This window comes from Gemmobacter nanjingensis, from assembly GCF_014652195.1.
Lineage (GTDB): Bacteria > Pseudomonadota > Alphaproteobacteria > Rhodobacterales > Rhodobacteraceae > Gemmobacter > Gemmobacter caeni.
Genome location: NZ_BMYI01000020.1, coordinates 58708 through 70638 on the forward strand (window position 1 = coordinate 58708; position 11931 = coordinate 70638).

9 protein-coding genes and 3 pseudogenes are annotated in these 11931 nt (G+C 61.7%); 9 read left to right on the forward strand and 3 right to left on the reverse strand.

The features are described from left to right. Nucleotides 1–98 precede the first annotated feature (98 nt). Entirely contained in the window at nt 99–812 is a 714-nt protein-coding gene (locus tag IE126_RS21590) for a B3/B4 domain-containing protein (RefSeq protein WP_071167252.1), read from the forward strand. 206 nt (nt 813–1018) lie between these two features. Here IE126_RS21590 and IE126_RS21595 read toward each other — a convergent pair whose 3' ends face one another. Both IE126_RS21595 and IE126_RS21600 read right to left on the reverse strand, forming a co-directional pair. Then, a complete protein-coding gene (locus tag IE126_RS21595; protein WP_071166600.1) occupies nt 1019–1264 on the reverse strand; it encodes a hypothetical protein in 246 nt (81 codons plus the stop codon). Continuing rightward, a pseudogene (locus IE126_RS21600) lies at nt 1261–1623 on the reverse strand (YcbK family protein); the annotation flags it as partial. The pseudogene IE126_RS21600 and the gene IE126_RS21595, both read right to left, overlap by 4 nt. Nucleotides 1624–1732: 109 nt before the next feature. Between IE126_RS21600 and istA the strand changes: the two are divergent. The 4 genes and pseudogenes from istA to IE126_RS21620 form a co-directional block, all read left to right on the forward strand. After that, nucleotides 1733–3265, forward strand: a complete 1533-nt coding sequence (istA, locus tag IE126_RS21605; RefSeq protein ID WP_071166599.1) for an IS21 family transposase — start codon at nt 1733–1735, stop codon at nt 3263–3265. Continuing rightward, nucleotides 3255–4049, forward strand: a complete 795-nt coding sequence (istB, locus tag IE126_RS21610; protein WP_071166598.1) for an IS21-like element helper ATPase IstB — start codon at nt 3255–3257, stop codon at nt 4047–4049. Before istA ends, istB begins: the two co-directional genes overlap by 11 nt. A 35-nt stretch (nt 4050–4084) precedes the next feature. After that, nucleotides 4085–4411 carry a Rossmann-fold NAD(P)-binding domain-containing protein gene (locus tag IE126_RS21615; RefSeq protein WP_071166597.1) on the forward strand — a complete coding sequence of 109 codons (327 nt, stop codon included), beginning with the start codon at nt 4085–4087 and terminating at the stop codon, nt 4409–4411. Beyond that, nucleotides 4348–4545: pseudogene (locus IE126_RS21620) on the forward strand (ATP-binding protein); the annotation flags it as partial. The gene IE126_RS21615 and the pseudogene IE126_RS21620, both read left to right, overlap by 64 nt. 527 nt (nt 4546–5072) lie before the next feature. On the opposite strand, the gene IE126_RS21625 reads toward IE126_RS21620, so the two are convergent. Continuing rightward, a complete protein-coding gene (locus IE126_RS21625) occupies nt 5073–5705 on the reverse strand; it encodes a TetR/AcrR family transcriptional regulator (protein ID WP_170294000.1) in 633 nt (210 codons plus the stop codon). A gap of 261 nt (nt 5706–5966) precedes the next feature. Between IE126_RS21625 and IE126_RS21630 the strand changes: the two genes are divergently transcribed. The 4 genes and pseudogenes from IE126_RS21630 to IE126_RS21645 all read left to right on the forward strand — a co-directional run. Continuing rightward, nucleotides 5967–7034 carry an HlyD family secretion protein gene (locus tag IE126_RS21630; protein WP_036700979.1) on the forward strand — a complete coding sequence of 356 codons (1068 nt, stop codon included), beginning with the start codon at nt 5967–5969 and terminating at the stop codon, nt 7032–7034. Continuing rightward, nucleotides 7031–9769, forward strand: a complete 2739-nt coding sequence (gene rbbA, locus IE126_RS21635; RefSeq protein WP_036700977.1) for a ribosome-associated ATPase/putative transporter RbbA — start codon at nt 7031–7033, stop codon at nt 9767–9769. Before IE126_RS21630 ends, rbbA begins: the two co-directional genes overlap by 4 nt. A 7-nt stretch (nt 9770–9776) precedes the next feature. Beyond that, a complete protein-coding gene (locus tag IE126_RS21640; protein WP_036700974.1) occupies nt 9777–10889 on the forward strand; it encodes an ABC transporter permease in 1113 nt (370 codons plus the stop codon). A gap of 6 nt (nt 10890–10895) precedes the next feature. Beyond that, nucleotides 10896–11810 (forward strand): annotated as a pseudogene (locus IE126_RS21645) (alpha/beta hydrolase); the annotation flags it as partial. Nucleotides 11811–11931: the final 121 nt, after the last annotated feature.

Here is an 11931-nt window from a genome sequence, read left to right on the forward strand (position 1 = left end):
CCTTCAAAGTCCACAGTCAACGACCATCTCGGTTCACTTTGTTGACACGTAGCGCGTCGCATGCGACGAAGTCCCCCGCCCAACGGACCGAGGACCACATGACACTCCACCCCATCATCGACGCCGAGATCTTCGCCCTGCGTCCGGATTTCATGGCCCTCAGCATCCATGTGAGCGGAGGACGCAACGGCCCGAGCGATGCCACCAGCGAGGCCCTGCTGGCCGAGGCGCTGCTGTCCCTCGACGCTTTTCCTTGGGCCGAGGCGCATCTGGACGCATGGCGCGATGCCTACCGCGCCTTCGGGGCGAAACCGAAGAAAACGCCGTGCTCGGCCGAAGCCCTTCGCAAGCGCGCCGTGAAGGATGGCGCGATGCGCCCGCTCAACGCGGTCGTCGATCTCTACAACGCCGTCAGCCTACGCTTCGCTATTCCCGTTGGCGGAGAGGACGCCACCACCTACGCGGGCCTACCGCGCCTATGTCTCGCCAGGGGAAACGAACCCTTCCATACGACGGCCGAAGGCCAGCCCGTGATCGAAGCACCCGAGGCGGCCGAGGTCATCTGGCGCGACGACCTCGGCGTCACCTGCCGTCGTTGGAATTGGCGACAGGGTCCGCGCACACAGATCACCGAAGCGAGCCAGGACATGTGGTTCGTTCTGGAACGGCTCGACCCGATGCCAGTGGAGGCTTTGCTGGATGCGGGCCGGATGCTGGTGGATGGCTTGCGGAGGATTGCACCGGAATTGGCGCTGTCGGTCCAAATGTTCGATGCCGCAAGCCCGCGCGGCGAGCCACTTGCAGGGATGTGACGGCCTGGCATCCGGCAAGAACGAAGTAACATCGACTGTCTGCTATCCGCCCCTACCTGCACGCCAGCGCCTGATCGCGCAACACGGCGTAGTCGCCCAGCATCCTGACGATGACGGCCCCTTCCGGCAGTGCTTCGACCTCGTCGGCCGCCTGTGCTTGATCCGCGGCCGTGTAGTCGACGACAGGCGGACATGGCGCACGGGCATCAGAACCTGCCATCGCGCAGCCGGTCAGCCAGAGCATCACGATTAGCAGGGCGGCGGGCGGCGGCGTCGAGCATCTGGCGGTGGATGGCATCGTTTCTCTCTCGGGCTTCAAGTCGTTCGGCCGCGCGCTCGGCGCGTTCACCGGCGCGGCGCAGGTTCAGGAGGAACAGCAGGATCGCTGCCGCGGTGAGGATCAGGCCCAGCGCCTTCCGCGCCGGGCCATGGGCGAGGAGCCAAAGGGTCACCGCTGGCCCCGTTTCCAGTCGTCGAGCCGGGCGTGGATCGTGACAGCGATGCCAATCAGCGCGATGGCGATCAGTACCCAGCGTAGGGTGTCGAGGTAGGGGACCAGCGGCTGGATCGTGGTCTGCGTTTCGGCAAGAACGTCCTGCAGCACTTCGACCCCGGCCGCGCCGACAGTTGCGGCGCCTGCAGCACCGCCACCGCGCAGGGTGCGGCTGTCCGACAGGACTTCGCGCGCGGGTGGCAGTTCCGGGGCAAACGGCACCGCTCGCGCCGGGAAGGGATCGCCCCAGGACCGGGCAGGGCCAAGATCGATGTGCATGAAGCCCGACCGCGGGTAGTATCCGAACCCCAGGATGTTGATTTCCACCCAGAACTGAGCCGGATCGGCGCGTAATTTCCACTGAGAAGTGAGCCATGTGAACCTTTCCCCAAAGCGGTGAGCGGCGGGGGTAACGGGAGTGATCCACATGGGACTTTTGAACATCATCCGACGCATGCACTTTCGGCAGAAGCTGTCGGTCCGCGAGATCGCGCGGCGCACCGGCCTGTCGCGCAACACGATTACCAAGCACCTGGCGGGGGGCACGATCGAGCCGAAGTTCGCCACGCCGGACCGGCCGAGCAAGCTTGATCCTTTCGCCGAGAAGCTGGCCGGCTGGCTGAAGACAGAAGCCGGCAAGTCGCGCAAGCAGCGGCGGACGCTGAAGCAGATGCATGCCGATCTCGTCAAGCTTGGCTTCACCGGCTCCTACGGCCGGGTTGCAGCGTTTGCGCGGCAATGGCGGACAGATCGCCAGCGCGAACAGCAGACCACGGGACGCGGCACCTTTGTTCCGCTGTCCTTTCGACCGGGCGAAGCGTTCCAGTTCGACTGGAGCGAAGACTACGGGCATCTGGCCGACGATCGCACCAAGCTTCAGATGGCCCACATCAAGCTGTCCCACAGCCGGGCCTTCCTGTTGCGCGCCTACCCGCTCCAGACCCACGAGATGCTGTTCGATGCCCACTGGCATGGCTTCCGTGTGTTCGGCGGCGTGCCCGAGCGCGGCATATACGATAACATGCGCACGGCGGTGGACCGGGTCGGCCGAGGCAAGGAGCGGCAGGTCAACCTCCGCTTTCTGGCCATGACGAACCACTATGTCTTCGAACCGGAGTTCTGCAATCCTGCCGCAGGCTGGGAGAAGGGACAGGTCGAGAAGAACGTTCAGGACTCCCGCCGCCAGATCCTGCAGAAGATGCCGGGCTTTCCCGATCTTGACATGATGAATGCCTGGCTGCAGCAGCGTTGCCTGGAGGTGTGGCAGGAGACCCCGCACGGCACGCTGCCCGGCACGATCCATGACGTCTGGGCTGCGGAGCGGGCCGCACTGATGCCGTTGCCGCCCGCCTTTGACGGCTTCATCGAGCTGAGCAAGCGCGTCTCGCCCACCTGCCTGATCAGCTTCGAGCGCAATCGCTACAGCGTGCCGTCGTCCTTTGCCAATCGCCCCGTCAGCCTGCGGATCTACCCGGACCGGCTGGTTGTCGCGGCCGAGGGCAACATCCTGTGCGAGCATGGTCGCGTGTTCCAGCGCAATCACCAGGTGCCGCCGCGGACGATCTACGACTGGCGGCATTATCTTGCTGTTCTTCAGCGCAAGCCCGGTGCCTTGCGCAATGGCGCGCCCTTTGCCGAGTTCCCGCCTGCCTTCCGGCAACTGCAGGAGCAGATGCTCCGCAAACCCGGCGGAGACCGCGAGATGGTCGACATTCTCGCCCTGGTTCTTCAGCACGACGAACAGGCCGTGCTGACCGCGGTGGAGTTGGCCCTGGCCGAGGGCGTGGCAACCAAGACCCATGTGCTGAACCTGTTGCACCGGCTGGTCGACGGCAAGCTCATTGGCGGGCCGCCGCTCGATACCCCGCAGGCTCTGGTTCTCCATCGCGAGCCCAAGGCCAATGTCGAGCGCTATGACGGCCTGCGCACCCCCGTTGCAGGAGGCCGTCATGCGTCATGATCCTGCCAGTGGCGCCATCGTCATCATGCTCCGCAGCCTGAAGATGCATGGCATGGCACAAGCCGTGACGGACCTGATCGAACAGGCTGCGCCGGCTTTCGAAGCGGCCGTGCCGATCCTGTCCCAACTGCTGAAAGCCGAGATGGCCGAGCGCGAGGTCCGCTCCATCGCCTACCATATGAAAGCGGCGCGCTTCCCGGCCTACAAGGACCTCTCGGGCTTCGACTTCTCGACCAGCGAGATCAACGAAGCCACGGTGCGACAACTGCATCGTTGCGAGTTCATGGACGGAGCACAGAACGTGGTCCTGATCGGCGGACCGGGCACCGGCAAGACCCATGTGGCGACCGCCCTTGGCATCCAGGCCATCGAGCATCACCGCCGCAAGGTCCGCTTCTTCTCCACCATCGAACTGGTCAATGCCCTCGAACAGGAAAAAGCCAAGGGAAAAGCCGGGCAACTTGCCGAAAGCCTGACCCGCCTTGATCTCGTGATCCTGGATGAACTGGGCTATCTACCGTTCAGCGCCTCGGGCGGGGCGCTGCTCTTCCATCTGCTGAGCAAGCTTTACGAACGCACCAGCGTCGTCATCACCACGAACCTCAGCTTCAGCGAATGGGCCACGGTCTTCGGCGATGCCAAGATGACCACCGCGCTCCTCGACCGCCTCACCCACCGCTGCCACATCCTGGAGACCGGAAACGACAGCTTCCGCTTCAAAGCCAGTTCAGCCGCCGCAACGCGCCAAAAGAAGGAGAACAATCACGCCTTGACCACTGAATGACCGGAAATCCATAGTCAGAGGTGGCTCACTTCTCGATGGAAATGCCGGCTCAGTTCTGGGTGGAAATCAACAACGCGCTGGAGGGGTGGGCGGAGTCGCTGGCGGACGAGGTGGCGCCGTTCGGCATCACCACGACCATCGTCGAACCGGGCGCCTTCCGCACGAAGCCGCCGAAAGATCGCGCCCGGAGTGTCTTTCCTGAGAACGTCATCGACGACTATGCAGAAGCGACGAGGGAGAAGGCCGCGGCCGTCAAAGGCTTCAACGGGCATGAGCCGGGTCATCGTGATAAGCTGGCGTCGTCATCACCACCAACCTCAGCTTCGCCGAATGGGCCGCAGTCTTCGGTGATGCGAAAATGACCACCGCGCTGCTCGATCGCCTCACTCATCGCTGCCATATTCTGGAGACCGGAAACGACAGCTTCAGGTTCAGGGCCAGCACCGCAGCCGTCAAACCAAAGAAGGGAGCCGCAAGTGCATTGACCCAAACATGACCCACAGAACATAACTGAAAGGTGGGTCAGTTCTCGGTGACAAACCCGGGTCAGTTCTCAGCAACATTCAACACTCCCTTCCGCACTGTCCTGCCCGCGACGCATATCGACAGAATCCGCGCCGAGCGCGACAACGCATGGAAGTGGACCGTATGAACCCGCAGGTCAGCCCAGATCCGCGTGATCTGCTGCCTCCAGAGTCGCGATTCTGACCTGATGGGTCGACAAACCCCGACACGGCGGGTCTGCACTGCCCATCAGGCCAGTCATCGCGGACCCGCGCGCTGATGCATCCAATCTTTCTCAATCCGTGCATCCTGGGTTCAGCACCAGGACGGTAATCTCACCCATATACAGCTTACCGGACGGTTTCAGATGCTTTGCAAATTGCATGAGATGGAACGCGCAATTGCAGACCCTGGCGGCCAGAAGGGCAAGTAGCTGCATTGAACCTCGCACCCTACCCGTTCTACAGAATAGTTCCCAGGTATCGGTTAAAGTGCCCCCTAAAAATTATGATTCCAAAATCATACAATATCGGCTGACTTGTCGACAGGACCGCTTCTCCCGTCTGTGTCACACATTGCATTGGTCAGTGCAGTCTCGAGCATTCGTCGTTGATCTGCTTCGGGAATACCCGGAAAGTTTGCTGGTCCCATCACCGCACGATGGGTCACAAATCCGCTCAAAAGGCTAAGAGCAAAATGTGCTCGCCCCGGATTTTCAAAGCCGAAAGCCTTGCTCAGAGGGAGAGCAAGCGATGTGTCAATGAATTGCGCAATGATGTCACGCGCTTCGCTGCAGAGACTGGATTGAATCAGCAGATGTAGCGGGCGTACATCTTCCTGTATCCGCGGATCGCGAAGGAAAGCCAGATCACAGAGCCGGGAGATCATGGAGCGGCCATCTGTCGCCACCATGATGTCATCCAAGGGATCAAGCGCCGCCAACGCGTGGCGAAAGATCTCTGCCTTGGAGCCGAAGGATCGATGGACATAGGCCACATCGACCTCTGCGGCGGCCGCAATGTCGCGTAGACTGGTGTCGCAATAAGGCATCCGGGCAAAAAGCAGCATCGCTGCATTCGAAATGCGTTCTTTGCCACTTTGGCGGCCCGAATTGCGGCCGGTGCCGCTGGCTAATGTCGCTGTTCTGGGCATACGTTGTTCGTTTCGTTCGCTGTGCCTGACAAATGCAACTGGTGGTCGTTCCCTGATCGATGACATATTTCGTATCTAGCTCAGATCAGGGTGCTATGCTTAGCTGTTTTATCGACTGATAACAATCGGCAGCTTACTTATGTGTATTTAAAATATAGGATTTCTCCAGCGTCAGCGAGTGTTGACAACTGCAATCTGTAAAGTGAAAACCGCAGAAGAATATACGCAACGTATCTATCAGCACATCATCAGAGGCGGGTCATGGCAAAACCGAGCAGGAACACCATCATTCTGGGCGGCCTCGCCGTTGTAGCTGCACTTGGGTGGTTGACCTGGAACCGGCTGCAGCCTGCGGGTCTGCCGACAGGTTTTACCAGTGCCAATGGTCGGATCGAGGCAACGGAGGTCGATATCGCGGCACTGACCGGCGGGCGGATCGCTGCAATCAATGCAGCTGAGGGTGATCTGGTCAAGGCCGGCGATGTTCTGGTTCAGATGGACGTCGTTCAGCTGAACGCGCAGAAACGCCAGTCCGAGGCGCAGCTTGCCCGGGCCGAGATCGGTGTCGAGACCGCAAAGGCGCTGGTGGCTCAGGCAGAGGCGCAGGAACGCGCGGCGCTGGCAGCGGTTGATCAGGCGGCGTCGGTTGCCGAAGCCGCCGCACTGCGGCTGGCGCGCTCTGAGCAGCTGGTCAGATCCAACGCGATTTCGCAGCAGGTGCTCGATGATGATCGTGCCCGTGACGCCCAGGCCCGTGCAGGGGTGGCTTCGGCAGAAGCAAGCCATGCAGCGGCGCTGGCCGGGGTGAGCAGCGCCGAGGCTCAGGTCGTTGATGCAGGTGCCGCCGTAGATGCGGCAAAGGCTTCGATCGATGCGATCCAGGCCACGCTGGACGATGCCACGCTGAAAGCGCCGCGCTCTGGCCGCATCCAGTATCGTATCGCGCAAGAGGGTGAGATCGTCGGCTCGGGCGGACGTATCCTCAGCCTTGTCGATCTGGGCGATGTCTATATGACGGTCTTCCTGCCGACCTCGCAGGTTGGCAGGGTGCAGGTGGGATCCGAGGTACGCCTCGTGATGGATGCAGCGCAGGAGCTGGTGATCCCGGCCACGGTCTCCTACGTTGCCGATGTGGCGCAGTTCACACCGAAGACGGTCGAGACCGCCGATGAGCGCGAGAAGCTGATGTTCCGCGTTCGTGCCCGCATCGATCCGGAGCTGCTGGCCCGCCATATCGAATATGTCAAAACCGGCCTGCCGGGCATGGCTTATCTGCGGCTTGACCCCAATACCGCCTGGCCCGACTTTCTTGCAAATGTCGTGAAATGACCGGTCCCGCTTCTGGTCCTGTCGCCGGAGTTTCCGGCCTGACACTGCGCTACGGCAAGGTCACGGCGCTGGATGATGTGACGCTGGAAATCCCTTCGGGCCGCATGGTCGGGCTGATCGGTCCGGACGGGGTCGGGAAGTCGAGCCTTTTGTCCCTGCTGGCCGGTGCGCGGGTGATCCAGGACGGCAAGGTCGAGGTTCTGGGCGGCGATATGCGCGATGTGGCGCATCGCAATCGCGTCTGCCCGCGCATCGCCTATATGCCGCAGGGGCTGGGGAAGAACCTTTATCCGACGCTTTCGGTCGAGGAGAACCTTGATTTCTTCGGCTCGCTTTTCGGCCACAACAAGGCCGAGCGCGACCGCCGCATCGCCGATCTTCTGGCCGCGACCGGGATGACGCCCTTTCGCGCCCGGCCGGCGGCAAAGCTGTCGGGCGGCATGAAGCAAAAGCTGGGGCTGTGCTGTGCGCTGATCCATGATCCGGATTTCCTGATCCTTGACGAGCCGACCACCGGCGTTGATCCGCTGTCGCGGCGGCAATTCTGGGATCTGATCGACCGCATCCGTGTGACGCGGCCGCAGATGAGCGTGATTACCGCCACCGCCTATATGGAAGAAGCCGCGCGGTTCGACTGGCTGGTCGCGATGAATGCGGGCCGAGTGCTGGCGACCGGCACCACGGCGGATCTTTTGTCGCGCACCGGCGCGGAGAACCTCGACGCCGCCTTCATCGCGTTGTTGCCCGAAGAGGACCGGGGCGAGGACAGCGCCGTGGTGATCCCGCCGCGCGCGGGCGGTAACAGCGAGATCGCCATCGAGGCCGAGGGGCTGACACAGCGCTTTGGTGATTTCGTTGCGGTCGATAGCGTGTCCTTCCGCATACCGAAGGGCGAGATTTTCGGCTTCCTCGGCTCGAACGGCTGCGGCAAGACAACGACGATGAAAATGCTCACGGGGCTTTTGGAGCCGACCGAGGGCCGTGCGAAGCTTTTCGGCCATGAGGTCGATGCGAGTGACCTTGCCGTGCGTCGTCGGGTCGGTTTCATGTCCCAGGCCTTCTCGCTCTATTCCGAGCTGACGGTGCGGCAGAACCTTGAGCTGCATGCGCGGCTTTTCAATATGCCTGCGGAGAAGATCCCCGGACGCGTGTCCGAGATGATCGCCCGCTTTGATCTGGGCGATGTTATCGACAGCCTGCCCGAGGCGCTGCCCTTGGGCATTCGCCAGCGTCTGTCGCTGGCGGTGGCGATGATCCACGCGCCCGAGATCCTTATCCTTGACGAGCCGACCTCGGGCGTCGACCCGGTGGCGAGGAACGGCTTCTGGCGTATTCTGGCGGAACTGTCGCGCAAGGATGGCGTGACGATCTTCGTCTCGACCCATTTCATGAACGAGGCCGAATGGTGTGACCGCATCAGCCTGATGCATGCGGGCAAGGTGCTGGTCTCGGATACAGCCGAAGGCATCACAAAGACCAAAGGCTGCGCCACACTAGAAGACGCTTTCATCGCTTATCTTCAAGAGGCGATTGGTGATACCACCCCTGCGCCCGCATCAGAGGCCCCGGTGGCTGAGGCCACACCTACGCAAGCCGCGCCACAACCTGCCTTCAGCCTGCGCCGCCTCCTGAGCTATTCGCGGTTGGAAAGCCTGCAATTGCAACGCGACCCGATCCGGCTGACCATGGCGCTGGTCGGCAGCCTCATTCTGATGATCGTGATCGGGTTGGGCATCAATCTGGATGTCGAGGATCTCACCTTCGCCGTACTGGACCGCGACCAGTCTACCACCAGCCGCAGCTATATCGCCGATATCGCAGGCTCGCGCTATTTCATCGAACAGCAGACGCTGACGAGTTATGATGAGATCGACACGCGGATGCGCTCGGGAGAACTCGCGCTGGCGATCGAAATACCGCCCGGTTTTGGCGCTGACGTTGCGGCAGGCCGTAACGTCCAGGTCGGTGCCTGGTTCGACGGTGCCAACCCCACACATGCAAATACCGTGCAAGGCTATGTGCAGGGCATGCATACCGACTGGATCATGCGCCAGGCCCGACAGATCTACGGCGATGCCGCAACCGCCGGCAGCTTTGAGCTGGTCACCCGCTACCGCTACAACCCCGATGTGCGCAGCCTGAACGCAATGGTGCCGGCAATCATACCGCTTTTGCTGTTGCTCATCCCAGCGATACTGACGACGCTTTCGGTCGCGCGCGAACGTGAACTCGGCTCAATCATCAATTTCTACGTCACACCTGTGACGCGGCTTGAATTCCTGATTGGCAAGCAACTCCCCTATATCGCGCTGGCAATGCTGAACTTCTTCCTGATGATGGCGATGGCGGTCACCTTCTTTGCGGTGCCCTTCAACGGGAGTTTCCTCGGCTTCACCCTTTCGGCGCTGATCTATGTCACAGCGACTACGGCACTGGGCTTCCTCGTCTCGGTCTTTATCGCAAGCCAGGTTGCGGCGCTCTTCGCAACCGCGCTGCTGACGCTGATCCCGGCGGTCAGCTATTCCGGCCTGATCGACCCGGTCTCCTCGCTCTCAGGCTTTGGCCGGGTGCTAGGCGAGATCTACCCTTCGACCTGGTTCATCACCGCCGCGCGTGGATCCTTCTCGAAGTCCTTCGGGCTGGCAGAGCTGGCAGGGCCGATGATGGCTATGGGCATCGCCATTCCCGTCGTGATGGGGCTGGCGGCGGTCTTCCTGCAAAAACAGGCGAAGTGAGTATGCGATGAACCTGCGCAACACCTTCAATCTGGGCGTCAAGGAATTGCGCGGTCTCTGGCGCGATCCGGTGATGCTGGTGCTGATCGTCTATTCCTTCTCGCTTTCGGTCTGGACCTCCTCGAATGCCGAGCCGGAGGCGCTGACCAATGCCGCGATCTCCATCGTCGACGAAGATCAGTCGCATCTGTCGACCCGGATTTCCTCGGCCTTCTACCCACCCTATTTTGTCGAACCGCAGATGATCACCACGGCCGAGATGGATCACCGGATGGATCAGGGGCTGGACACCTTTGCGCTGAACATACCGCCAGACTTTGCGCGTGATGTGTTGGCGGGCAAAAGCCCGGCGATCCAGCTGAATATCGATGCGACCAGGATGAGTCAGGCTTTCACGGGCGGCGGCTACATCCAGCAGATCGTCTCGGCAGAGGTGTCGGAATATGTTGCGGGCCACCGGGCCGAGACCGTGCTGCCCGTCGATCTGGCTTTGCGCGCCCGCTATAATCCATCGCTTGATCCGAAATGGTTCGGCGCGATTTCCAGCGTGATCCAATCAATCACCATGCTGTCTTTGATCCTGACCGGCGCGGCCCTGATCCGCGAGAAGGAACATGGCACAGTCGAGCATCTGCTGGTCATGCCCGTCACTGCAACCGAGATCATGTTTTCCAAGATCTGGTCCATGGGTCTGGTAGTCCTGCTGGGATCGAGCTTCTCGCTCATCTTGGTGGTGCAGGGCTTGATGGCGGTACCGGTGCAGGGCTCGGTTGCGCTGTTTCTGGCGGGTGCAGTCCTGATGGTTTTCGCGATGACCGGGCTTGGCATTTTCCTTGCCACCGTTGCAGGCTCGATGCCGCAATTCGCGCTTCTCCTCATGATGGCACTCTTGCCGCTGCAAGTGCTGTCGGGTGCGATGACACCGCGCGAGTCCATGCCCGAGATCATCCAGACCATCATGCTCGCCGCGCCGAACACGCATTTCATCATCCTCTCGCAAGCCATCCTCTTCCGGGGCGCAGGACTGGATGTGGTCTGGCCGCAATTCACGGTGCTGGCGGCAATCGGAGTGGCGCTGTTCTGGTTGGCGCTGATACGATTCCGCAAATTCCTGCGGTAATACAAGATGCTCAGTCGCCTGCTGCTTACTCTGACTCTCGTGTTGGCTGCCTGCAACACACGCCCGGGGCCCGAGGTTCTGGCTCCCGATGACGGGGCCCTGCCTGCAGGTGCCCGCATCGTGCAGGTGCTGACAGTGACAACTCGTGCACCCGATGCGCAATCGCCCGGTGCCTATGGTGCAACCCGCGCCACCAGCCCGAACTGGCTGGAATATGAGGTCTCGGTGCCGCCAGGCCATAAGCCGGGGCGGATCGAATGGCCCGATGGGGCCAGCGATGCCACGAAGAATTTCACCGTGCGCAAGCAGACCGAGCTCAGCCGCGAGGGTTTTGCCGGGCGACTGCCGCGCTCGGGCGTGGGGCTCTATATCCACGGATTCAACACGCGCTATCAGGAGGCGCTCTATCGGGCCGTGCAGCTTTCGGTTGATGCCCATCTGGAGGGTGCGCCGGTGCTCTTCACCTGGCCCTCGGCAGGTAATGCGGGAGCCTATCTTGCCGACCGCGATGCTTCAGACTTCTCTCGTGCAGCCCTCGCCGATCTGCTCGGGCTCCTGACGAAGAACCGTCGTAGTAGCGAACCTGTACCAGTGCTCGCCCATAGCATGGGTGCGCGGCTGACGATGGAGACGCTGGTGCAGCTGCGCCTCGCCGGGCGAGGCGCCGTTCTTGACCGGATCGAGCTGGTTCTGGCCGCACCAGACATCGATATCGACCTCTTCCGTGCCCAGATGGCGACCTTGGGCCGGATGAAGCATCCGATCACGGTACTCGTCTCATCAGATGACCCGGCACTGAAACTCTCGTCGCGGCTGGCAGCTCGACGGATGCGGCTAGGACTTGCCGACGTGCATGATCCGGCTATCCAGCGTCTCGCGGTAGAGACCGGGATCCGAATTGTGGATATCACCGATATCACAACCAACGATTCTGCCCATAGCTGTCGCATCCCGTGTGATTGTAGACGCGCTTCCTGAACAGCTCGGGCCTTTGGCGTTGCCAGTCCTTGAGGGCGGCGATGGGCGTTCTGCCCTTCAGGGC